18 protein-coding genes are annotated in these 23,704 nt (G+C 55.7%); all 18 read right to left on the reverse strand.

Annotated elements, in window-relative coordinates:
* Positions 1-3,099 (reverse strand): DUF6531 domain-containing protein (locus IM300_RS14020; RefSeq protein WP_193037017.1); only part of this gene is annotated, 3,099 nt, incomplete at its 3' end.
* Positions 3,100-3,102: 3 nt separating this feature from the next.
* Entirely contained in the window at positions 3,103-3,543 is a 441-nt protein-coding gene (locus tag IM300_RS14025) for a DcrB-related protein (protein ID WP_107535504.1), read from the reverse strand.
* Between the two features lie 76 nt (positions 3,544-3,619).
* Positions 3,620-4,696: a hypothetical protein gene (locus IM300_RS14030; protein ID WP_107535505.1), complete on the reverse strand. Its 1,077-nt coding sequence runs from the start codon at positions 4,694-4,696 to the stop codon at positions 3,620-3,622.
* 3 nt (positions 4,697-4,699) lie between these two features.
* Positions 4,700-5,263 carry a hypothetical protein gene (locus IM300_RS14035; RefSeq protein WP_226842299.1) on the reverse strand — a complete coding sequence of 188 codons (564 nt, stop codon included), beginning with the start codon at positions 5,261-5,263 and terminating at the stop codon, positions 4,700-4,702.
* 66 nt (positions 5,264-5,329) lie between these two features.
* Entirely contained in the window at positions 5,330-5,842 is a 513-nt protein-coding gene (locus IM300_RS14040; RefSeq protein WP_063868538.1) for a hypothetical protein, read from the reverse strand.
* A complete protein-coding gene (locus IM300_RS14045) occupies positions 5,823-8,363 on the reverse strand; it encodes a type VI secretion system Vgr family protein (RefSeq protein WP_193037019.1) in 2,541 nt (846 codons plus the stop codon). The genes IM300_RS14040 and IM300_RS14045 overlap by 20 nt, the downstream gene beginning before the upstream one ends.
* Before the next feature lie 298 nt (positions 8,364-8,661).
* Positions 8,662-9,009, reverse strand: a complete 348-nt coding sequence (locus IM300_RS14050; protein ID WP_063868535.1) for an immunity protein Tsi6 family protein — start codon at positions 9,007-9,009, stop codon at positions 8,662-8,664.
* Between the two features lie 250 nt (positions 9,010-9,259).
* Positions 9,260-10,339, reverse strand: coding sequence for a hypothetical protein (locus IM300_RS14055; protein ID WP_063868533.1), 1,080 nt, complete (start codon positions 10,337-10,339; stop codon positions 9,260-9,262).
* 14 nt (positions 10,340-10,353) lie between these two features.
* Positions 10,354-10,800: a hypothetical protein gene (locus IM300_RS14060; RefSeq protein WP_063868532.1), complete on the reverse strand. Its 447-nt coding sequence runs from the start codon at positions 10,798-10,800 to the stop codon at positions 10,354-10,356.
* 24 nt (positions 10,801-10,824) lie between these two features.
* On the reverse strand, positions 10,825-11,895 hold the full coding sequence (locus IM300_RS14065) for a PAAR domain-containing protein (RefSeq protein ID WP_063868531.1): 1,071 nt from the start codon (positions 11,893-11,895) through the stop codon (positions 10,825-10,827).
* Between the two features lie 21 nt (positions 11,896-11,916).
* Entirely contained in the window at positions 11,917-13,875 is a 1,959-nt protein-coding gene (locus IM300_RS14070; protein ID WP_193037021.1) for a type VI secretion system Vgr family protein, read from the reverse strand.
* Between the two features lie 84 nt (positions 13,876-13,959).
* Positions 13,960-14,376, reverse strand: coding sequence for a hypothetical protein (locus IM300_RS14075; protein ID WP_226842297.1), 417 nt, complete (start codon positions 14,374-14,376; stop codon positions 13,960-13,962).
* Positions 14,377-14,428: 52 nt separating this feature from the next.
* The gene (locus IM300_RS14080; RefSeq protein ID WP_193037094.1) at positions 14,429-15,175 is read right to left on the reverse strand and encodes an ankyrin repeat domain-containing protein; all 747 of its coding nucleotides are present in this window, start codon (positions 15,173-15,175) and stop codon (positions 14,429-14,431) included.
* Between the two features lie 11 nt (positions 15,176-15,186).
* Positions 15,187-16,653, reverse strand: a complete 1,467-nt coding sequence (locus tag IM300_RS14085; protein ID WP_193037025.1) for a phospholipase — start codon at positions 16,651-16,653, stop codon at positions 15,187-15,189.
* A 25-nt stretch (positions 16,654-16,678) separates the two neighbouring features.
* Positions 16,679-18,112, reverse strand: coding sequence for a serine/threonine-protein kinase (locus tag IM300_RS14090; RefSeq protein ID WP_193037027.1), 1,434 nt, complete (start codon positions 18,110-18,112; stop codon positions 16,679-16,681).
* Between the two features lie 24 nt (positions 18,113-18,136).
* Positions 18,137-20,752: a type VI secretion system ATPase TssH gene (gene tssH, locus IM300_RS14095; RefSeq protein ID WP_193037029.1), complete on the reverse strand. Its 2,616-nt coding sequence runs from the start codon at positions 20,750-20,752 to the stop codon at positions 18,137-18,139.
* Between the two features lie 38 nt (positions 20,753-20,790).
* Positions 20,791-21,834 carry a type VI secretion system baseplate subunit TssG gene (gene tssG, locus IM300_RS14100; RefSeq protein ID WP_193037031.1) on the reverse strand — a complete coding sequence of 348 codons (1,044 nt, stop codon included), beginning with the start codon at positions 21,832-21,834 and terminating at the stop codon, positions 20,791-20,793.
* Positions 21,831-23,702, reverse strand: a complete 1,872-nt coding sequence (tssF, locus tag IM300_RS14105) for a type VI secretion system baseplate subunit TssF (RefSeq protein WP_193037033.1) — start codon at positions 23,700-23,702, stop codon at positions 21,831-21,833. Before tssF ends, tssG begins: the two co-directional genes overlap by 4 nt.
* Positions 23,703-23,704: the final 2 nt, after the last annotated feature.

A 23,704-nucleotide genomic window follows, 5' to 3' on the forward strand; every position in this document is an offset into this window, starting at 1 on the left:
GTAATCCCAGCGGCGGGACCAGCGGCGCGGCGACGGGCGCTGGGCGTTGCCGGTAAAGACGTCCCGCCGATGCAGGCGACCAAGGCGGTCGTATTCGCTGCGGGTGGTCAGCAGCCCCTGCGTGCGACTGGTCTCGCGGTGGAGTTCGTCGCGGGTAAAATCGGAAACCGAGAGCTTATCCAGAGCAATGCTGAGCAGATGTCCGCTGCCGTAGTAGAACTGTTTCAGCTCGCGGCCATCGGGCAGCGTGACGGAGGTGCGGTTGCCCAGCGCATCATACTCCCACGCCAGCTCACCGTGCTCGCCCGCTTCGCGCGTCACGCGGCCGAGCGCGTCATACTCAAAGGCGAGCTCCTGCTCCGCCTCGGTGCTCCAGGCATTGGCTGAAAGCGCAGGATGCAGCCCAATCCGGCTTAACAGCCCGGACGGCGTGTAGTGGTAGCGGGTCTGCCCTTCCGGCGTGGTGCGGGCCACCAGCTGACCGCTCGCGCTCCAGGCGAAGGCATGCGTGATGGCCTCCGGATGTCCGGCGGCAAAGGTGCGTGCTATCGTGCGGCCACAGGCATCGTAGCGATACTGCGAGGCCACGCCATCAAGCCCCACCTCTTCCAGCAGCAGCGAGTCTTCGCCCCAGATAAACCGGTACGCTTCGCCGTTTTCGTTTTCCAGAGCAATCAGACGCCCGCGGCTGTCCCAGCGGCGACGAACCTCTTCACCCTGCGTATTACGCGTGGCGGTTAAACGCCCCGCGTCATCGTATTTAAACTCGCTCTCTTTCCCGTCGGCACCTGCATGCTTTACCGGCAGACCACGCTCGTTCCATTTGAGCGACTCTGTCCACCCTTCCGGGCGATCGAGCTGTACCGGACGCCCCGCGGCATCGTAGCGGTAGCGCGTCTCTTCGCCGTCAGCGCTGATCTCAGCCACCAGCCAGCCCAGCGGATGATAGCGATACTGAGTAACCCGACCAGAGCAGTCCGTGGCGCGAACCACCTGTCCGGCCTCGTTGTACTCCTGGAAGCGGCTGTTGCCGGCGGCATCCACCTCTTCAACCACCTGCCCATACTCGTCCCGACGCAGTTGCGTAACGTGCCCGATTGGATCTACCACGCGCTTCAGCCCGTGATGTTCGTCGTACCAGAAGCGGGTCGCGCTACCGTCTGCTTCAATGATTGACGCCGGAAGCGCACGGTGCTCCAGCCAGGTGGTGGTGCGGGCGTTACCGTCTGCGTCGATCTCCTGCACCCGATTGCCCATCTCGTCATAGACGAAGGTGACGGCATTGCCGAGCGGATCGATGCGGCGCGTCAGAAGCTCATTTTCATCCCACTCGTAGCGCCAGTTCTCGCCGCGCTCGTCAACGTAGCGAACAATCAGGCTCTGCGCGTTCCAGTAGTGCTTTCGCGTCTGTCCATCGTAGTGCTCGACGGTGGTCAGCCCGGCGGTTAAATCGTAGCTAAAGCGGCAACCGTCGCCGGTGCTGGTGCGGTTTTCCACCACGCGCCAGTGGTCGAATTTTTGCCAGCGGTATTCGCTCTCCAGCCCGCCCGGCAGGCGGTGCCAGACCATCAGACCGTTATCGTTATAGCGGTATTCACGGGTCACTACACCGGAGGCATCCGTCGCGCTGGCCAGCTGGCCGCGTCCGTCGTAGCCCCACTGCATCAGCGGCCAGGTGCGGCTGCCGTCAAAATGGCTCGCCGAGGTAACGCGCTGCGGGAAACGCTCGTCCTCATAGCGTAGGGTGACGTCAATCGCCCGCGGCTCGTCGTGAAGACCGACCAGCCTGCCGTGCTCGTCCCACTCCGTCAGCAGCGCGTTGCCGTATTCATCGCTGAGGGACGCCAGACGCAGGATGGAGGGGTTAGCGCGGGTCGGTTTATACAGACGCCACACCGCGCCGTCATCGTCGGCAATCGCCACGTCGCCGCTGTCATTGCGACGGATAATAATGCCTTCGCTAATGCTGTAAAACGCGCGATCGACCGGCGGCAGCGTAAAGCTCAGCTCGCGCCCGGTTTCGTCGAACCAGGTGGCGTTGTTTTCTTCCAGCGTCAGATAGCTGTCAAAGATGGTTGCCCAGCCGAGGCCAAACAGCCCTTCGCGGGTGGTCAGGCTGTTGTAGCTGCGCTGCCAGCGCAAAGGAAAGCGCCCCGGCAGCGTGAAATCGAGTTCATCGTCGTCATTCAGCACCTTCACGCCGGTGGCGGCGTGAACCGGGTGCGAGGAGCCGAACACCGCGTTGACCGCCATATCCGCCAGCATCCCGCCGCCGGCAGACGCCAGCGCGCAAGGCATGTTTTTCAAAATCTTGCCAGGACGCCCGCGCAGCAGGGAGAGCGCAATCATCCCCAGCGCCAGGCCCGGCGTTTTGCCGCTTTTGATGTCGCGGACCGTCAGCGTGTCGCCGCCGATGATCACGTTCGGGGAGACGTCGTCGGACACGGTGCCCTCGCAGGTGGTGCGATCTTTCGCGCGCACCGCAGGCTGCCCGTTGATAAAGACGCTTTTGGAGCCTTCAGCCAGATACTGCGGCCCGGAGTGTTTATCGCACGCCACCTTGTCTTCTTCCAGCGGCGAGGTGCCGGCAGCGGCAGAGGCCACGCTCGGCTGCCACATTTCGCTGCCGAACTGTCCGGCGGCGGAAAGCAGCATGCCCGCGTAGTCGGCAAAGCTGCCCGGAGAGTGCGGCTCAGGGGAAGGAGTATCGGCAGGCGTCAAGGTCCCGGCTGCGCGTGCAGCCGGGATCGCATTGGTCAGAACGTTGCTGGAACCGGTAGTGATTTTACCCGCAGGCGACGGCGGGAAAAGCGCGTTACCCAGCCCTTCAGCGGCGTTGCTGATATCGTCGGTGATCCCGGCGACGTTCGCCAGAACCCCGCCGATAATGCCGCTCAACAGACAGCTGGATCCTATCGCCGCCACGCCTGCGGCAGCGGCCCCGGCACCCAGCAGCGGAGCCGCGACGGTCGCTGCCGCGCCCACCGCCGCGCCGATCACCGCATAGGCGGCACCTTCCGCCACAATGCTGGTTATATCAGCAAAAATGCTGGAGTGAATAATCTCGTCGCCCTTACGGGCCGCGTTGTTATCGCTCATGCCTTACACATTCCGGTTGTCGTTTAGCGTCAGACTTTGCTTAAGCGCGCTCCAGCGCACCTCGTCCTCTTCAGTGAATGCTCTGAGCGCTGAGAGGGTAAAAACCATCAATACCGGTTTGTCCGGCGTCTGCACGGCCAGCTGTTTTTGCCACAGGCGCTGCCCGTTGCGGTCAAAGGTGGTCTCGACTTCCAGTCCGCTAATTTTTCCGTCAGGCCCGGCTTTTACGCTCCGGAATTCGCTCTGGGCGATCTCACCCATCTGAGGACGCAGCACGTCCCACTGGCGGTGGAACTCTTGTTCGTAGTCGCTGCGGTCCGGGATAGCGCCGCGGCTGACCACCACGGACAGCCCGCTTTCGTCATCGCGAATGATGTTCATGCTGTTATCCTGCCAGGCAGCAGGAAATAGGGAAAACGAACCTTCCTGGAGGGTGTATTTCATAAGTGAACTCGGGATGATTAATATGATGAGAAACAAAAGAGGCCAATCCATGCTGGCCCTTTGTCTGGCTGTTTTGTTATTTAAGCCACTGGCCTGACTGTTCGACTAAAACATGGTTGCCTTTGCTGACAACCAATTTCACAGGTGCATACGTCACGGTGTAAACGATCTCGCCATTGTTGTACGTTGAGCCGATTATTTTACCTGCCGAGTCGCGCAACGTTTTTCCCATTAAGGAGATCGTACTGTTATCGCTTTTGCGCACGCCGAGATAAACCATCTCGTCACATTTTCTCTCAAAATGGCCGCATTTGTTTATCAGCGAAATAGCGAATTTATCGGTGTCCAGTTTTCTGGTTTCCGCGTTTTGAACCGAAGCGGCTTTACTTAACGTATACCGCAGCGGAGCATAGTAATTTCCTTTTTGAGGAGGAGTAATTAAACGCCACTCCATTTCACGCCCCTTTATCTCCAGAACAGCCCGTCCACCTACGCCGCCAAACGATGAGTTGAACTCAACGTTGGCACGATTGCCAGCGATCGTACCGCTAAGATTTTGTTCATCATCTTCCGGGCAATCAATGCGGTTTCCTCTCTGGGAGATATAGCAATAAGAGCCGGTGATCCGGTTGTCTGATTCAGCTAACCGCAGGGTTAACGTCGAGTCGTTCTCGAATTCGCCAACCCACTCTCCGTCAAACGCGGGTTTTGATTGGCCGAATGTTGCAAAATGCATCGTATTGAATCTGGCGGCCCATTGCTGAATATCGGCATGAATAGCCGGGCTATTGTCAGTTGACTGGTAATGAATAACATCCGACGCCGGAACCACCCAGGCTGCAAAGATTTTGCCGTCAGGATTGATGACCATCGCTGACGCGTTCTCCTGATAGAGATCTTTTAGCCAGCCTTCAACAAACAATCCGCCACCTGTGATAGTATGCGGTTCACCGAAAACATCAAAGTTATCAATAAAGGTCTGGTAATTATTTCCCAGCGTTTTTTTGAGATTGTCTGTCACTTCGCTGTCGTTAACGATGTGACTAACCGTATCGAGCTTGTTGTATTGGGATAATTCAAGCGCCGTTGACGTTTCAACTACGCCTGTCAATAAAGCTGTGAACAATATGGCTGCCAAATGTTTTTTGGTCATAAATCACTCAGCGGTACCATTATCGTAATTCATCGTTATTTTCACAACCTTACTGTCTTTAACCTCAAAAGAGAGCAATTTCTTACCCATTTCATAGGAAACCCACTGCTCCCCGGAATCATTTTCGACCTGACCACTGCCGTAAGCTTTATTAAGTTCATTTATTGTTGAACCAATATGGATCCCGCGAACTGTTTTGCCATCCGCAGCAGTTAACGTAATCTGCGCCACAATATAATCGTCAACACTTCGCTCGGTTTTATCCCACCAGAGATTGGAACTGAATATTTTTAACCCAGCCTTCTGATGCTGGTAGAATTTATAGTTCGTTTCGTCAAAAGGAACCTCACCGACAAAACTACCTTCCACAGAAACTGCAATTTTACGCGCAACCTCAGGACTCCATCTATCACCCAGTGCCATAATCTGATCTTTTATCAGCAGAGAAAAATCCTCTTTAGCCAGAATGGGCGGCATAGTCTGAGCCACTACTTCATAACTGCTCAGAAAGGTAGACATGAGGGTAAAAAAAAGAGAGACAGAAAGGCGTTTTTTCACGTTAATCATCATTTGCTGGATAAATATTATGCCACTCACCACTTTAAAAAGCGGTGAGTAATGAAATAATCATTTTTAGTCAGTGCTAATAGCGACCCCACCCAAGCAGTCAGGTTTTTTTACCGTGAAACTGAAGCTTATTTTTTGCCCATTCATATCCTTTGCCGCTGTATAACTGGTCACTTCGTTCTCCGAACGGCCTCGGGGATAATCAGTTAACGTCAGTTGCGGATAATGTTTTTTAACAGTGTCGAGAGTGATGCACTGGCCGGACGGTGAAAAATTCAGTAACGGTGCCATCCCGTCACTTTCTCTACTTAAACGTAAATCAATTGCAGTAATGTTCGTTCCATCCGCCAGTTTGATATCGTCGGCATTATAGAAATTGATATATTCATTTTGTTTCGTTAGCTTGAATGACAACGGAGCGTTATCCAGACTGTTAACGGACAACGTTTTGAGTGATGCGCTCATTTCTGCAATGAACTGCCAAAGATCCTGTTTCTGCATGTTACCTCCTGCCATTCCTGTCGTTAATAAAGCCGCAAGCACTGCACTCGTTTTTAGACTATGGATAATTTTTATCATACCAACCGCCATAATAATCTTCGTAATATTGCCCCGTGGTAGACGTTTGTTCGCCTTTGCCAAAGATACGGCCTATCTGCGTGCGCGATTCACTTTCCTTTATGGCCCCGCGTTCGAGCGAATCATAGATACGATTATATTGTGGCTGATTTGCCGGATTGCCCGCAATACCTATATCCCCGCCCTTGTTGGCTATGATTTCACGTTGGACCCGGATATTGTTCAACGTTGCAGCGCCTTCATCACTGAGTGTGCTGTTGAGATAGGCGTCGCGCGAAGAAAAATCAATGTTGGGTTCATATAAAGCGTGACCACTTTCATGTGACAGAGACTGAACGACTGCATTCGGGTTACCGAGCTCATTTTTATCAACGGTAATAACGCGCTTTTGACGATTGGCAAACGTCCCCTTGCCTGCTTCACCTTCTTCAAATGTCCAGCCTCGTTTCTTTAACGTAGCTATGTCATTTTTCATAGTAGGTGATTTATCGACAAGACTATCCACATCCTTTCCATATCCGCTTGAAGGAACACTGGATGCCGGAGGCGTAGCGTTTTTAGAGGTTTCGGCAGGTGCGCTGGCAGCCAAACCAGCCTTACTCTCCTTTCCCGGCGTAAATTTCTCCTGCACCGCCGCATCAATATCCCCTTTATGCCCAGAACCCGGCGCCGTTGTGCCCGGCTTGGTGCCAGAGGTATTCAGATGCAGCTTACCGCCCGTGGTGATATAACCATCCCCTTCCACGAAGAAGTTGAACTCTTTGCCGATCAGGTTAATCTTGCCGTTAGCGTTCAGCTCAATAGCGCTCTCACCTGAGACCAGCCGCAGCTTCGTCCCGGAAGCAATGACGTACTGCTCCACCGCCGCATCCAGCTTGCCTTTCCCCGTCAGGATCTCGGTTCCGCCTTTCACCGCCTGAGTCTGGTTCGCTTCCACGCGATGCAGTTCATTTTTCTTCACGTAATGGCTGCGCGCCCCGCCGACGCTGTGCGTTTCATCGTTTTTAACGCTGGTGTCCATGTTGCGCTCGGCCTGGATCCACACCTGCTCTGCGCCCGCCTTGTCCTCAAAGCGCAGGGCGTTGGCGTTGTCCACGGAGCCCCCCTTAGAGCGGCTCATAAAACCCATCTGCGTCGCTGCCGCCGGCAGCGCCCACGGCGGCATGCTCGCGTCGTTGTACACGCGCCCGGTTATAATCGGACGGTCCGGGTCGCCGTTGATAAAGTCCACCACCACCTCGTCGCCGACGCGCGGGATCTGCACCCCGCCGTAGCCCTGGCCCGCCCACGCGCTCGACACGCGCACCCAGCAGGAGCTGGTGTCATCGCCCTTCGCCAGACGGTCCCAGTGGAATTTCACCTTCACCCGGCCGTATTTGTCCGTCCAGATACTCTCCCCCTTCGGCCCCACCACTTTCGCGGTCTGCGGGCCATAGGTGCGCGGCCACGCCGTGCTCTGCGCCGGACGGTACACCACCGCCGACGGGATGACCGTGAAATCGGTACGGTGAACGGTCTCCCCCTCGCCGCTCGCGTAGCGGTTCTCTTCGAAGTGGTAACCCGCCGCCGTCACCAGATACTCGCCGTTGTCGCTGAAGAACGGCGCGTTGGTTAAGGTGAAGGTGTGCCCGGGCGCAATCCCCGCCGCCGTGGCGGTGGCCTGAATCTGCTGATGCTCAACCTGCCAGCGCTCCTGACGGATACGGGCATAGAACTCCCCGTGACCTTTGTCCACAAAGCGTCCCGGCCAGTCATACACGTCGATGCTCCCCGGCTTCGGCGACGCCGGGTTCTGCTGGGCCTGGAACAGCCACGCGTTCGGCTTGCGGAAGTCATAGTCGTCGAGGCTGTAAATCCCCGGCGTCACGCTGTCCTCCAGCGCCCACTGGCTGATGCCCTCTTCATCCGTACTGCCGCCGGACGGCGTCTGGTGGTAAGGAATGACCTCATAGCCGCTGAACGGCTGATGCTGCGTGGCGGCGTCGGTGAGCACCAGGGTGTGTTTGTCCGCCTCGTGGCTGAAGTGATACGCAATCCCCTCCAGCTCCATCAGGCGGCTGATGAAGTCCAGGCTCGACTCCTGATACTGCACGCAGTAGTCCCACACCCGGTAGCTGCCGGTGAGTTTATCCTCAACGTTGACCTGATGCTCGCCCAGCAGGGTTTTGACAATCTGCGGCACCGTCTGGCCCTGGAAAATACGCAGGTTACGATCGCGCTTCATCGGCCACAGGTCCGGCTCCACCGTGAGCTGGTACACCGCATAGCGCGTGCCCGTCAGCTCAACGGCGCTGACCGCCACCCGGGTAATCTTGCCGTTAATGTAGCGGGAGGTCAGCAGGTTCTGCGTCGGGATGGTCACCGTGACCGGCTGGCCGAGCAGCTTACTGCGGTCGATGCGCGCGTCCGTGCCGAGCACTGTCAGCGTCAGGGCGAACGACTCGGACATCGCCTCACGGCCCGTCAGTTTCCAGAACAGAAGCCCCTCCACCGGGAGCTGAACGGTAATTCGGTTGAGCATAATCTTTATTCCACTATGGACTAATCTCAGTGCCAGAAGTTAACTCATCTCAATACGCAAAGCGGGAATGCTGTTGATGTGATAATGAGTAGCTGTAAGAGTTATTTCTCTTGCCAAAAAATAAAGCCGCTTTTCCTGTAGTTTTATTTAGATAATTTTAGTTAATGTCGTAATTATTTAAGCCATAAGCCTGAAAACATAAGTATGCTCCCCAGGGAAACTGCACTGCCAAACCAGATAGGGTAAAACAAGGCCTAAAGGATATTAACACCTGTCAGAAAATAGCTGAAAACACTGATTACTTATGGTATCTTTTTTGTCTTTTTAAATACTCCAAATCTTTTTCATGAGGTAGAGTGATTTTTAATCCTTGCTCCATCTGTGACGCTATATAATTAGCATTGGACAAATGCTTAGCAAGTTCAGTATCGGTAGTATCAAACTCTTTGGATGCAAGAACTCCAAGATTCAATGAATGTAATTTGCTTTTATTTTTTTCAGCACCAGTTAGAAGAGATTTAACATAACCCAACTGACTCTTCGCCATAACATATAAAGAAAATGTTGGATTTTGTTCTAATCGATAATTAATTGCATCAATAGTATCATCGATATAATCCAATGCGGTGTGATTTTCTTTACTCATGAGACACCTCAAATATATTCTTTTCGCTTGAAAGCATCTGTGAAGATGTGATCTGGTGCAATCTTTGCCGCCGTGGTGATGGCTTGAATCTGCTGATGTTCCATCAGACAACTGATGAATTTCAGACTCGACTTCTGATCGTGATGGTTTATCGTGGAGATAATATTAATAATGTAGGGAAATTGACAAATTTAACGTCCATCTAAAAAAGGAAAATTCACGCTGCGTGTGAATTTTCCTGAATATAGATTCAAGGTTTAGGCATTTCTATATGGAATGTTGACAGGATGATTTCGAGGCAGCGTTTATTCGCCTCGAAGTGGTAATCATGATAGTTACGGTGTCTGCCAATCAGTTCTGCATAGCACCAGACTTTGCCCACGCTAAAAATATAGCACTGGTAAACAGCGCGCATTTCTTCCTCTGCGCTGAACATTTCCCCCCGGCATGTCCACAGTGTTTTTCCGAGGGATGGATTAAACTCATTTGGAATAGTAGCAAGTGCTTCAGTTTTAAGCGTAACGGCAGGTTCTCGATCGTGAAACCGTTTAATCGAAACGCTAAAAACATCCTGCGCGGTAAACACCATCTCCTGCGAAAAAAAGCAAAGATTAATGACACCGTAGTTAGTGCCATCAAACGAGTGCTCGACCACCAGACGCGTTTCTGTAAGAGGATTCACCTGCCAGGATTCCGGTACTTTAAATCCACTGCTGTTTTTAGCGCTGAGGCTCACGGTCTTAAGCAGTTCAGCCAGAACCAGGTTACTACGATGCAGTAAATCCCAGTTCACCACAGTAAAGTAAATATCATTCGCCAGCGCAGGGTAGTCGCGAGCGGCACAGGCCGCTTTAATCAGGAAATAATTCCCGCCTCCTTCTTGCGGATTGTAATCTTTCTGTACGGTATAACGTGAAATGACCTCGTCGCCGGACGAGTGCGTTTTGAGAGTTAGCACATCTGCAAAAAGGCCACTACCGGAAGGATGCGTAATCAAGCGCTGGTTCAACACTTTCTCGCCCATCAGTTCCAGTTTATTAAACAGCCAATCAGAGGGATTCATCTCCCACAGACAGCGTTCATAAGCGGCCCAAACTTCCATATAGGGCTGCGCATCATCGGTGGCATAGCGACCCAAGTTCGTCAAGCCGACCTCAGGAAGGTGCTGCGGGGCCAGTTCAGCTGGCTTAACACGATTTGGCAAAATCACCCAGTACTGAAGCATTTTATTATCAGCAGAGGTATACAGGCATTTCCAGTAGTTCGCCTTAATCTCTTCATTGGTTGCGGTTGAGACGACGGGAAAAGCATAATTATTATCAGTGTTCATAAAACCTCTTCAACTCAGACAGTGCTGCCAAACCAGATACCATAGAACATTAAGATACAGCCTAACGAGGCTAGACACTTTACTACCAGGCGTAATTTTGCCCCATACTTACCAGATAGTGATAATAATTTTGAATAGTTTGCTGCAGTGTTATAGCGCTTGTGGAATCGCATAATAATATCGAAAATATTATTCAACATCACGACAAAAAACTTCGACAGAAGCACTGCCATAAAGGAAGCTGGTATTATTACTGATAATGACCGTGCAGTTTCTCTGGTTAGCAACGGGATGAACTTAGAAAGGCCAACCAAAACAATGACCAATACAAATGCACCAATCAGTACTGAAATGAATTTTATTCCAAAGCCACGCCATTCTTCTTTTGTATACAGATCTTTTCCATTCCAGATATAGATCAAAGTGATTAAAATAAAAATCGTTAAGCCAGCCCATTTCATTATTTCATTGTCCTCACACATCCTTTAATCGCCTATTAAAACAGTAACACACCCGGTAATAATTGTCCCATCCCCGCTTTCTGTCGGAACAGAGGTTACGGCTGGCTCATCCTCTTCGCCATACAAATAGTCAAAGAAATCCAGTATAGGCTTAAATGCCACTTTCAGACTTGCATCACCCTTAAGCCCTACAAGCCCTGCAGCCCCACCTGTTACCCTGACGTTAACGGAATAATCTTTAGTGTCCCAGAAAGCGCTTCCACCTCCCGCGAGACCAGCAGACCCAAAGCTACCGTCGATTTTTGCTTCTCCGGAAACGATGCCCAGAATATCAAGGTTACCTGAAACTTCGCCTTTCACTCCTTTCGCTTCCGCACCAGCGTCAGCAGTCAAACCATACTTCCCATCATTGCCGGTATAAACTTCTAATACGGCTTTAGCTTCTGCTGTACCGATAGTTACATCCCCTGATACTCCACCATACAACGTTCCTTCTTTACCCGCAGCAACTGAACCACCGTATTGCTCACCTGTCGCAGCGGCATTCGCATTGAAGCCATAAATATCGTTGCCGCCACCATACAGAGACCCCGTTGCATTGGCGACGGCGAGTTTATTACGCATTTCTGCCCGCAGCAGATCCTTACTTTTCATATTCCCAATGGTAATATCCGCCAACGCAAAACCAGCTGAAGCGGTATCAAAATCACCGTTGAGGTTTTTATCTTCGAGGCTGGCGTACGCACCCAGAACACGAGCATCAAAATGTTCGCCGTGCATCATCCCATCTTCGCCGGCATTTTTCGCCAGCGAGCCCCCCCAATATTGAGGTGCTGCTGCTTTCGGTATGGCAGGTGCCGGTGAGCCGCTGACATCACACTTCGTCTTGTCTCCTTGACGTGCAAGTGGCATACCGTTAACGAAGACAGTACCGGAGCCCCCCACAATAATACCGCTGCCGTGCGTCGAGCAGGATAACGTATCACTCTTTCGAGCGGCGGGAAAACCACCGATGATGACGTCCGGGCTTCCCGACTGTATTGGCCCCGAATGTGCACTGACATCTATGGTCGCTCTGGCGGCAGGTTGTCCCATGTTCAAAAATCCTTCTACATATTAGCTGTTAATTTTAACAACAGCGCCTTTAATATCTGTCAGGTTTGTACCATTGAGATTAAGAGTATCATTAGCTTTCATCTCGGCATTTATTCCGCCGCCTAACTTCGTCAACTCCGTCCCTTTGAAGGATGCCTCAGTAATACTCTCAGCCTTGAGTGTCCCTTCGGAAACGATAATTTCAATTGTCGATGGCGTGATAAGAATGTAGTTATCATTCACCTTTAACTTAATCGAGGTTGTCGCTTCCAGCAGAGCATTTCCCTCTTTATCCATAGTCAATACGGTTTGGTTTTTACCTACATTGAATTTGTGCTGATTACCCGTGTTGCTGGTTGAATTCGCCCCCACGTTCACGTCCCGGTTACGCTTAACCGTTACGTGCTCATCCCGGCCGATAATTTTTTTACGGTCTACCCCTACGTCATGTGTCTCGCAGTTCTCGATCTCGGTGTCCATGTTTTTTTCTGCATGAATCCAGATCTGCTCTTGCCCAGCCTTATCCTCGAATCGTAAGGCATTGGCATTATCTTTATGGCCATCCTTACTGCGGCTCATAAAGCCCATCTGCGTCGCCGCAGCCGGCAGCGCCCACGGTGGCATGCTCGCGTCGTTATACACGCGGCCGGTAATAATCGGACGGTCCGGGTCGCCGTTGATAAAGTCCACCACCACCTCGTCGCCGACGCGCGGGATCTGCACCCCGCCGTAGCCCTGGCCCGCCCACGCGCTCGACACGCGAACCCAGCAGGAGCTGGTGTCATCGCCCTTCGCCAGTCGGTCCCAGTGGAACTTCACCTTCACCCGGCCATATTTATCCGTCCAGATACTCTCCCCCTTCGGCCCGACCACTTTCGCGGTCTGCGGGCCGTAGGTGCGCGGCCAAGCCGTGCTCTGCGCCGGACGGTAAACCACCGCCGACGGAATGACCGTGAAATCGGTACGGTGTATGGTCTCCCCCTCGCCGCTGGCGTAGCGGTTCTCCTCGAAGTGGTAGCCCGCTGCCGTCACCAGATACTCCCCGTTGTCGCTGAAGAACGGCGCGTTGGTTAACGTGAAGGTGTGCCCTGGCGCTATCCCCGCCGCCGTGGCGGTGGCCTGAATCTGCTGATGCTCCACCTGCCAGCGCTCCTGACGGATACGGGCATAGAACTCCCCGTGACCTTTGTCCACAAAGCGCCCCGGCCAGTCGTACACGTCGATGCTGCCCGGCTTCGGTGACGCCGGGTTCTGCTGGGCCTGGAACAGCCACGCGTTCGGCTTGCGGAAGTCGTAGTCGTCAAGGCTGTAAATCCCCGGCGTCACGCTGTCCTCCAGCGCCCACTGACTGATGCCCTCTTCGTCCGTACTGCCGCCGGACGGCGTCTGGTGGTACGGGATGACCTCGTAGCCGCTGAACGGCTGATGCTGCGTCGCGGCGTCAGTCAGCACCAGGGTGTGCTTGTCGGCCTCGTGGCTGAAGTAGTACGCAATCCCCTCCAGCTCCATCAGGCGGCTGATAAAGTCCAGGCTCGATTCCTGATACTGCACGCAGTAGTCCCACACCCGGTAGCTGCCGGTAAGCTTGTCTTCGAGGTTAACCTGATGCTCACCCAGCAGAGTTTTCACAATCTGCGGCACCGTCTGGCCCTGGAAGATCCGAAGGTTACGGTCGCGCTTCATCGGCCACAGGTCCGGCTCCACCGTCAGCTGGTATACCGCGTAGCGGGTGCCCGTCAGCTCCACGGCGCTCACCGCCACGCGCGTTACCTTGCCGTTGATGTAGCGGGGAGTGAGCAGGCTCTGCGTGGGGATGGTCACCGTGACCGGCTGACCGAGCAGCCTGCTGCGGTCAATGCGCGCATCCGTGCCGAGCAGGGTCAGCGTCAGCGCGAACGACTCGGACATCGCTTCGCGGCCGGAGAGTTTCCAGAAAAGCAGCCCCTCGACCGGGAGCTGAACGGTAATTCGGTTGAGCATAATCTTTATTCCGTAATGGTTTATGCTGAGAATATTATTAACGCAAGGCTTTTTTAAACGTGAATGTTCTGGTTGTTGGCAGTCTTACTCTTTAACAGGGGGCCTTTCCCCTTCATATTTATAAATCCACAGGGAATAGATTTTCAGAAACTCTGACAAAAAGAACAAAAAGCCATTTAGCCAGACATTCATCACGCCCGTGAAACTTAACACCAGGGGAAAAAGGGAAACTGAGTAGCGAAATGTAACCAGACGCAGTATTTCCTGACAGAATGCCAGTCTGCTCGCGTATAAATTCCGGGCAAAGAAGCACCATGCTGAGGCAATAAAAGAGAGCAACAGCAAGAAATCGAGAATAAAAAAAAGAGTAACCAGAGCGCTATACCCGCCAGCAGACAGCGTGTTCACAACCGTACTGAAGGCGTGTATATCGGAAATAAAAGGGATCCTCTCATGACGCACGGACTGGGCACAATAGAGCACAATGGCCAGGGCATCCATGCATCCCCAGAAAATGAAAACCTTATCTCTGACTTTCATGGCCGTTAAGCAATTACTTAACGGGCTGAGGTGGCCATTCGCCCCCTTTCTGGATAAGTTTCTCTTTTATTTCGTTTAATTTTTCGTACTGCTCACTGCCTCGGTCAAGTCCATTCAGCGCGTCCGCGAGCGCATTGCTCATCGACCAGCCATTTTTGGCCTTAATTGACGGATCCGCTCCACGATCGAGCAGCAACAACACATGATCGTATGACTGGTTATCCAGCGCATCGAACACCAGCGTTTTACCCAGTGAGTTGGTTGAGTTGGCGTCAGCACCGCGATCGAGCATGGCTTCCAGCGTCTCTGTATTTTTCGCTTTATGCGACTGGAAGACGATCGGTTCGTGAAAAACCTTATCTTTCACGTTGGGTGAGAGGCCACCGTCCAGCATCGCGTCGATCCAGTCCGCGCTGTCTCCCTTCAGGGCAAATTCAGCAGGACTGCTTTTTCCCTGCGGTCGAGGCTGGAGCGGATCTGCGCCGGCCTGAACAAGTAACGTAATGACCTCTAAATGGTTCGACGTTTTTTTATCATTAATTGCGTTGCCAAGGGCCCAGAAAAGCAGGGTCATATCCTGCTTTCCCGGTTGATTAAGGTCGCTGTCTGGCGCAAGCGTCTTCACCGCATCGACGTCGCCTTCCTCAATCGCTTTCGCCAGTTCAAGCTGCTGGCCGCTGAAGTAGTCCTGTGGATTAAGTTCCATATCCTGCTTGCACCCCTGAATCATGAATAAAAAACATAACGCGATAAAAGCCATCAAACGTTTTTTCACAATCGACTCCCGATTATCGAAATATCCTCATCCTTCTGTTGCTCTATGCAATCTATCGCCTGGTTAATGCCATGGCGGTCCAGCGCGCTTCCGGTTCCACCAGGGAGATTGTGAGGAATTCCGGCAGCGTTGGGGCTCAGCGCAGAGATTTCCTCTTTGAGGATCCACGAAGGGACATGCCCTTTCATTGTTTTAAGATCTTCCCAGGGATTAACTTCCTGGATCCTGGTGAGCAGTTCACCTTCTACCCGATACGCCTGGATATTATCCGTACTGCCTAATAGCTTGCCGCCGTATTTTTCTACGGTTCCGGCATTCAGACCTGCGGCATTGAACGTCCATCCCGCTTTCCCGCTACCCATGGAGGTTGCAGAGGCGAGGCCACCGCCAAGGGAATGTCCGGCAATATCAATATTCTGGCCTGACCTTGCCAGCTCCTTACCAATACTCACGGCCTTTTTATAATAATCTGAAGCCATACCCATGCCCTGCGAGAAGTTATTCGACCAGTCAGCCCCGTTTACCACCGGCGCCAGCTCCCCTTTGGTCAGTAAAGAGGAGACATTCTCAGACAGCGAGGCGAAACCAGGCTCGCGCGATCCCCTGAATACCAGCGTGGGGTTCATGTCAGTGCCGAACACGTCCGGCTTCGGTTGATAGACGCGCGCCAGAAAATTGGGGGATGTGTCATCGTCAAAGAGCATCGATTTGTTCAGCCCGAACTTTCCTAACAGCGCATCGTCATTACTGATATCCGTCCATCCCTCCGGCACGCCTGGCGTGGCTTCCAGCGGGTTGACGGTCTTGTAAATATTCTCCGCCAGCTTCGCTTTTTCCACCGCGATATTATTCGCCGCCAGCCGCTTAGCCGCGATCTGCGCGTCCGGATACAGGCTGCTGCTCCCCTTCGCGATCAGATCTTTACGCGCCTGCCAGCGTTCTGCTTTGGTCATCTGCTGAAGCTGTGCGGCATAGGTTTTGCCGTCTTTGCCCGGGGTCGGCTCGTCCGGCACCTGCGCCGCTTTCGATTTCACCACCTGCTTCGGCAGTACCGTTGGCGCAGGGCGAGAACCATACGTTCTCACCATGGTTTCATAACGGTCGACAATCGTACTCACCGGATACCAGCCCAGCCCGACCAGGGACGCAGCCTGAAGTTGCCCTTTGGCGTTGATATAAAAAATTTCAGTTACTGATGACCAGTCACGAAAACTTTCATCAATGGCGACCACCCTGCCCATCTCCAGATCCTGCGCGATCAGCGTGCGGGTATCACGCCCGGACTGATAAGGATTCGCGCCGGTGATCGTGCGCAGCAAATCGTAGCGCGTGAAGAGCGAGCGCAGCGAGTGGTCGGGAACCGACATAATCCACTGCCCGGCAACGGACGGGCGGATAATTTTCGCAAACAGCGCCGGCGAGACGTTCTCGTGGAAAAGATAGACAAACTTGATGTTATACATTCGCTCCGTCCTGTTACCCGCAGGCTTACGGATTCACCAGCCAGGTGCCTGGCTTCGCAATATCCAGCGTCTGGGTACGCGTTCTTCCATTGCCTTCCAGTTCAATACGCGTTTCACCCGCCGGCAGCTTCAGCGATGCGTAACCGTTATTGCCCGGACGCAGCGCCTTCGGCTCGCCGTTAACCTTCAGCGTCTCGCCATCCAGCATGCGGATATAGACCAGCGCGACCGGGCTGGCGTCGACTGGCGGCGCACTCTGCTGTGTCGTAGCCGGTGGCGCAACCGGTTCGCTCACCTCTGCGGCTGCCGGTTTGGTTTCCGGTGCGGCGGTGGTGTTAGCCGGAGGACTCACGGCAGGCGTTTGCGCCGTCTGCGCTGGCATATCCTGACTGCCGCCGCCGAACAGCATCGCGCCGGCTACAACCCCAACCAGCACGCCCGCAGCAACCAGACCCGGCAGCTTGTAACGTCGCCAGTCCAGCGCGGAAGCAGACGCTTCCTCTTCCACCGGCACCAGCATCGTGCCGGTCTTTTTCGCGGTCAGCACTTCGTCGATACCGGCGACGGGCATCTCGATCAGCGCCGCGAACTCCTCGATGGATTGCGGACGGTCTTCCATATGCAGCGCCAGCGCCTTGTCGATGGCCTGTAGCAGCGGGATGGAATACCCCTGCGGCATCAGCTCCACCAGCGGTTTGCAGGTGTCCTGAATCGAACGCACCACGCTGACCGGCGGCGGTGAGCCCACGATGAGGGTGCGCAGCACGGCGCCGAGCGCGTAGATATCCGTCCACGGCCCCTGCTCGCTTTCATTGTCGTCGGTGTACTGCTCAATAGGCGCAAATCCCGGACGCAGCATGGTTTCCGTCTCGTCCGAGAGGTTGCCGATGGTGCGGCGCGCCGAACCGAAATCGAGCAGCACCGGCAGGCCGTTATCCTGAATCTGAATGTTATCCAGCGAGATATCGCGGTGCAGATAGCCTTCGTCGTGGATCGTTTTGATGGCGCCAAACAGCATCGGCAACATACGGCGGATCCACGCCTCGTTAATCAGCTCAGGTTTTTCTTCGCGCAGACGCGACAGCGTGGTGCCGCTGTAAAACAGCGTCCCCATGTAGGCCGTGTCGTTTTGCACCCAGAAACGCAGCACGTGCAGCAGGTTCGGGTGGTTAAAGCGCGCCAGCAGGCGGGCTTCCTGGATGAAGCTGTTGAGGCCCGCAGAAAACGCTTTGCCAAAGCGCTCGCTGCGCAGCACCAGCGTCATATCCTCGCCGCGTACGGCGAGGGAGGAAGGCATAAACTCTTTGATAGCGATAGTGCGTTCGAGCTGGTGATCCCAGGCGCGATAGACGATGCCGAATCCGCCGCCGCCAATCACCTCTTTTATTTCAAACTCATTGAAACGGTACCCGACCGGGAGCGCGTTTGGGACAGTCCGATTGTTATCATTATCCGTCATCTTTTACAGTTCTCTTGATGATTATTACGCGGCAAACTGACAGTGGAACTCGCCCTGCTCGCAGGTGACGTGCAGACGTCGGTACTGCTCGTCGCTGCGGCTGGCGGTAAGTAAAATCTGGCTCATCTGAGGCAGCAACGTATTGGTCAGAATCGCATCGACCATACGTCCGCCCGACTCGACCTCGGTACAGCGCTGAACAATCTGTTCGACCACGCTGTCGTCAAATTCAGAAATAATGTTGTGATTCTCTTCCAGACGTCGCTGAATGCGCTTGAGCTGAAGACGGACAATCTGCCCCAGCATCTCGTCGCTCAGCGGGTAATACGGCACCACCAGCAGACGCCCCAGCAGCGCCGGCGGGAAGACCTCCAGCAGCGGCTGGCGCAGGGCGCCGCTCAGCGCATCGGGCTCCGGCATCAGCTCCGGGTCGGCGCACATGGCGCTGATCAGGTCGGTACCCACGTTAGACGTCAGAATAATAATGGTGTTACGGAAATCGATGTGACGCCCTTCGCCGTCCTCCATCCAGCCCTTGTCGAAGACCTGGAAGAAGATCTCGTGCACGTCAGGGTGCGCTTTTTCAATTTCGTCCAGCAGCACCACGCTGTAGGGACGGCGGCGCACGGCCTCGGTTAAGACGCCGCCTTCACCATAGCCCACATAGCCCGGAGGCGCACCTTTTAACGTCGATACGGTGTGCGCTTCCTGGAATTCGCTCATGTTGATGGTAATGACGTTCTGCTCGCCGCCATAAAGCGACTCCGCCAGCGCCAGCGCGGTTTCAGTTTTACCCACGCCGGACGGCCCGCAGAGCATAAATACCCCGATCGGTTTGTTCGGATCGTCAAGCTTCGCGCGCGCGGTTTTCACCCGACGGGCGATCAGATCCAGGCCGTGGCGCTGGCCAATGACCCGCTGGTTCAGCGTGTCGGCCAGGTTAAGCACCGCGTCGATCTCATTTTTCACCATCCGGCCCAGCGGGATCCCGGTCCAGTCCGAGACCACCGCCGCCACCACGTTTTCATCCACCGCGGCAAACAGCAGCGGTTCGTCGCCCTGTAAGGTCGTCAGCGCCTGCTGCTGCTCCGCCAGCTGGCCACGCAGTTCAGCCGTATCCTCATCACCCGCCGCAAACAGCGCGGCACGCAGGCGGATAATCTCCTGCACCAGGCTGCGCTCTTCTTCCCAGCGCCGGGACAGCGCTTCGCGTTTTATTTCATACGCATCGCGTTCGGCGCGTAACGTCGTTACGCGCTCTGCGTCACCGGCTGCGACGCGGGCTTCGCGTTCAGCAATTTCAATTTCCACGTCCAGCGCGGCAAGATGGCGCAGGCAGTCTTCCAGCTGGGCAGGCGGCGCGCTCTGGCTGACGGCCACGCGCGCACAGGCGGTATCCAGCAGCGCCACCGCTTTATCCGGCAGCTGACGCGCAGGAATATAGCGATGCGACAGCTTCACCGCCGCGCTGACCGCTTCGTCGAGAAGTAAAACCTGATGATGGGTTTCCAGCGGCGACACGGTGCTGCGGAGCATCAGTACGGCTTTCGCTTCATCCGGCTCGTGAACCTGTACGGTCTGGAAGCGGCGGGTCAGCGCCGGATCTTTCTCAATGTATTTTTTGTATTCCGCCCAGGTGGTCGCGCCGATGGTGCGCAGCTGGCCGCGCGCCAGGGCTGGCTTGAGCAGGTTAGCGGCATCGCCGGTGCCCTGCTGCCCGCCTGCGCCAATCAGGGTGTGAATCTCATCGATAAACAGAATAATCGGCGTGGCGCTGGACTGCACCTCGTTAATCAGCGCCTGGAGGCGCGCTTCAAATTCCCCCTTCATGCCCGCCCCGGCCTGAAGCATGCCGATATCCAGCAGCCACAGCTGAACGTTTTGCAGCGGCTCCGGAACGTCGCCGTCGGCGATACGCAGCGCCAGCCCTTCCACGACCGCGGTTTTCCCGACGCCGGCTTCCCCGGTCAGCAAGGGGTTGTTCTGGCGACGACGCATCAGGATATCGACCATCTGGCGGATCTCTTCATCGCGCCCCACCACCGGGTCAATCTTGCCTTCCCGGGCGCGCGCCGTCAGATCCTGACCATACTGCGCCAGCGTGCCCTGCGCGGCCGGTACGGCACCGGCAGGCGCATCCGCCGCGGCGGCAGCCTGCTGGCTCTCTTTGCTGCTGGCGCAAATGGCGTCGAACTGCTCGATCAGCACCTCGACGTTAAGTCGGGTGAACTGCGCCGAAATGCCTTTCAGCACGTTAGCCAGATTCCACGTTTTCAGTATGCCGATCAGCAAATGGCCGCCGCGGATGCGGCTGACGCCAAACTTCAGTGAGCCGTAGACCCAGGCGCGCTCGACGGCGCTGTCGATATGCTCGGACAGGTCAGAGACGGAACTGGCGCCGCGCGGCAGGGCATCCAGCGCCGCCACGATATCGCGCGTCAACTGCTGTTCATCAAGGGCGAAGTGACGGATGACCCGTTGCAGATCGCCATCCTGCTGCTGCATCAGCTGATGCAGCCAGTGCACCAGCTCAACGTACGGGTTGCCGCGCAGTTTGCAGAAGGCAGTCGCGCTCTCCAGAGAGGTAAATAACAGCGTATCCAGTTTGCCGAAAAGCACGGCACGGCTAATTTCTGACATGTTAGTTTCCATTAACAATGATTCGGTATACGGAAGAATTATCGCTCTGCGCGATACACCAGATCGCCACGCGGAACAGGCTGAGGCTGAAGGCCCAGCCAGGTGTTGTACCCTAATCGCCCGGCATTGCCGAGCGTGGCGCCCTGCACCGCATCGGCGCGCAGGATCACCCGTGTTTCCCATTCAAATTCCACCCCGGCATACTGTCGCACCCAGTCGCGCAGCTCGGTGACCCACCCTTCGCCCGGCAGAAAACGGTTGTACTCGTCTGCGCTTAAGGGGCCAATCTCCAGCCGAAACTTATGCTGCACGTCGCGTACCGCAATGCCGAGGAAGGCGGATTCCCCCATGCGCGGCAGGCGCCGCCCCTCACCCAGCTGTGCCTGCTCCCGCGTTGAGAGCGGCATCCACTGCGGGACGTTGGCCACCAGCCTGACCGGAACGTTGAAATAGTTGCGCAGGATCTTCTCCAGCCCTTCCGGATCTCGCCCGTGGCGGGTCAGGTGCCCGGCGTGGGTAAAGCGGGCATGCGCGCTCAGGCTGCCTTTCGACATCTGACCGGGCTGGCCCATGCCAATCAGCGACGCCAGATACCCTTCGAAGCGCCTGTTGTCGTCGCGATCCAGTGAAACGGCAGGCTGCGCGTCCGCCCAGGCGCGGTAAAACAGCAGCGTCAGGCGGTGGTGAAAGAGGTCGGCAAACGCGCTGAGGCTGTGATCCTGATGATGATGAATACGCTCGCGGGCATACTCGGTCATGTGTACCGGCAGCGGGCCATTAGGACCAAACAGGCCGAAGCTCAGAATAGAAACCTCATGCAGCCCGTTCTCTTCCCGCTGCCGCACCTCGGCAACCGTTGACGGCGCAAAGCCCATCGAAGGCTGCTGACCAATACGCAGCGGCTCAAATTTCGGCAGCGGCGCGCGTCCCAGCGGATAACGTTCACCGCCCTGGGCATCAATGCGTCTTAACAGCTGGAACAGATCGTAGCGCCACGGCGTCTCGCGCACCCCGCGCCAGAAAGCATCGGGCAGCGGCGTCAGGCGATGCACGCGCAGCGTTGCAGGGGCAACCTCGCTCATACCAGCGCCCTTTTACCCATGCGCGGCGCCCAGTAGCCGATTTCGCCGCGCTGCTGGCTCTTGAGCGTGAATTCCGTAAAACTGTTGATGGAGACCAGGCGGGCAAAAAGGCGCTCCAGCACGCTGCCGAATAGCCACGGGCTGGCGCCGGAAAAGGCGCGTTCATCCACGGTCAGGGTGATGCCGATCCCGCGGGCGAACACCACCGGGCCCGGCTCCGGCACGCGGCGGTGAACCGGCTCCAGCACGCAGTGGCGAACACCATCCACCTGACGGGCAACCGGCGTCTCCGCCAGGTTGGCATACAGGCCTAACAGCTGACGCAGCGCGGCGGCGCCCTCTTCGTTTTCACTGTCCATCAGGCTGAGGTAATTCATTTGCAGCTGGCTGATGAGTCGCCAGGTGCTGAACCCTTCCGCCAGCGCCGGACGCGGCGGCGTCGGGCCTTTGCGCAGAGTTAACGCCTTCACCGGCATGGAGTCGGCCATAATAAACTGCCCGAGCTCCTGCTGGAGCATCAGCGGCAGGTCGCGGCTGGTGCACAGCACCTCGGCGGAAATGTAGCGCAGGTTCTCCTGCCACGGCGCGTGCTGCGCATCCACCAGCGAGACAAAGACCTCCGAGCCGATATAGCCCGTGCGGGTGCCGTAGCGCAGCGCGTGTTCCGAGAGAACGCGCTGCTCGCGGCGCAGGGAAAAATAGGCGCCGTAGTTACCCGCGTCGCCGCTCCAGGTACTCCAGAACGGTCGAAACGTCTGGTCGTCCCGCTGTCCATCGGCGCTGGCATAGATTTTTTTCACGGCATAAATTTCATAATCCAGCGGTCGGATGTTATCCACCACCAGATGGTATTCATGCTGGCCTTCGTTCAGCTTCTGTCGTGCCGCCACTTTCGGGAACAGGTTGATCACCGGCGTGCAGTGCAGCGCCAGGTGGCTGGCGTCCACTAAGCGCTCCAGCTGATCGTCGCTCTTGTCGAGCAGAATAAAGATATCAAACGCCTTTTCGTCTTCGCAGCGCTGGATCAGCTTGCCCAGCCCGCTCAGGCTGATGAAGCGAAAGCGTGCCGGGAACGCAAAGTACTCCTGCAACAGGCGATAGCCGTCAAAGTTGCGCAGATCGTCCGGGAGCAGCGCCTGGTCCGCATCAAAGCCCTCCTGACGCAGGGCGTCAGACGACAATAGCTGGCGCTGGGGCTGCTTGCTGACCGTCTGGCAGACAATGCCCGCGTGGTGCTCCATGACCAGCTCCAGCAGCTTCAGCGCCTCGATGTCCGGGCCGCTTAAGAAGAACTCCAGGCGGTCAAAATCCAGGTGTCCAAGGTGCTGCGGGCCATCGCAGGCAATGCGGATCCGCAAGGCGCTGCTGATCCCCCGCTGGCTCAGGCCGAGCTGGGCCAGCGGCAGATCGGCGGGCACGCCGCCGAGCTCGATCCTGTCGATTTTTAGCGGCAGCAGGTTCACCTCGTGCGCCGTGGTATAGCTGCACGTGACGCCGGTTTTTTTCAGCGCCAGGCTGTCCATCATGGTGCCGCGCGGCACGATGAAGCCTTTGCTCAGGTCGCCGCGGCTGCTGTCGGGCTGAATTTCAGCGATCGCCATCGACGGCGTGGGCGCCAGATAATTCGGCGCAATCATCTCCAGCATGCGCTGTGAAAAGCGCGGGAACTCGGCGTCCATCTTCATCTGCACGCGGGAGGTCAGAAAGGCAAAACCTTCCATCAGCCGCTCGATGTACGGGTCCGCCACTTCGATGCCGCGCATGCCAAGCCGCCCCGCCACCTTCGGATAGCGTTCGGCGAACTCCGCGCCCATCTCGCGCAGATAGGCCAGTTCACGGTTGTAATATTCGAGCAGTTTGCTTTCCATAA

The organism is Enterobacter cloacae complex sp. I2 (assembly GCF_014896205.1).
GTDB classification, from domain to species: Bacteria; Pseudomonadota; Gammaproteobacteria; order Enterobacterales; family Enterobacteriaceae; genus Enterobacter; species Enterobacter quasihormaechei.

Bases quoted from the DNA above. Each gene is read 5' to 3' on its own strand.
- IM300_RS14085 (WP_193037025.1), bottom strand. From the start codon at position 16,653: ATGTATAACATCAAGTTTGTCTATCTTTTCCACGAGAACGTCTCGCCG.
- tssF (WP_193037033.1), bottom strand. From the start codon at position 23,702: ATGGAAAGCAAACTGCTCGAATATTACAACCGTGAACTGGCCTATCTG.
- IM300_RS14035 (WP_226842299.1), bottom strand. From the start codon at position 5,263: ATGATTAACGTGAAAAAACGCCTTTCTGTCTCTCTTTTTTTTACCCTC.
- IM300_RS14030 (WP_107535505.1), bottom strand. From the start codon at position 4,696: ATGACCAAAAAACATTTGGCAGCCATATTGTTCACAGCTTTATTGACA.
- IM300_RS14090 (WP_193037027.1), bottom strand. From the start codon at position 18,112: ATGACGGATAATGATAACAATCGGACTGTCCCAAACGCGCTCCCGGTC.
- IM300_RS14080 (WP_193037094.1), bottom strand. From the start codon at position 15,175: ATGGCTTTTATCGCGTTATGTTTTTTATTCATGATTCAGGGGTGCAAG.
- IM300_RS14025 (WP_107535504.1), bottom strand. From the start codon at position 3,543: ATGAAATACACCCTCCAGGAAGGTTCGTTTTCCCTATTTCCTGCTGCC.
- IM300_RS14045 (WP_193037019.1), bottom strand. From the start codon at position 8,363: ATGCTCAACCGAATTACCGTTCAGCTCCCGGTGGAGGGGCTTCTGTTC.
- IM300_RS14050 (WP_063868535.1), bottom strand. From the start codon at position 9,009: ATGAGTAAAGAAAATCACACCGCATTGGATTATATCGATGATACTATT.
- tssH (WP_193037029.1), bottom strand. From the start codon at position 20,752: ATGTCAGAAATTAGCCGTGCCGTGCTTTTCGGCAAACTGGATACGCTG.
- tssG (WP_193037031.1), bottom strand. From the start codon at position 21,834: ATGAGCGAGGTTGCCCCTGCAACGCTGCGCGTGCATCGCCTGACGCCG.
- IM300_RS14065 (WP_063868531.1), bottom strand. From the start codon at position 11,895: ATGGGACAACCTGCCGCCAGAGCGACCATAGATGTCAGTGCACATTCG.
- IM300_RS14055 (WP_063868533.1), bottom strand. From the start codon at position 10,339: ATGAACACTGATAATAATTATGCTTTTCCCGTCGTCTCAACCGCAACC.
- IM300_RS14070 (WP_193037021.1), bottom strand. From the start codon at position 13,875: ATGCTCAACCGAATTACCGTTCAGCTCCCGGTCGAGGGGCTGCTTTTC.
- IM300_RS14075 (WP_226842297.1), bottom strand. From the start codon at position 14,376: ATGGATGCCCTGGCCATTGTGCTCTATTGTGCCCAGTCCGTGCGTCAT.
- IM300_RS14040 (WP_063868538.1), bottom strand. From the start codon at position 5,842: ATGATAAAAATTATCCATAGTCTAAAAACGAGTGCAGTGCTTGCGGCT.
- IM300_RS14060 (WP_063868532.1), bottom strand. From the start codon at position 10,800: ATGAAATGGGCTGGCTTAACGATTTTTATTTTAATCACTTTGATCTAT.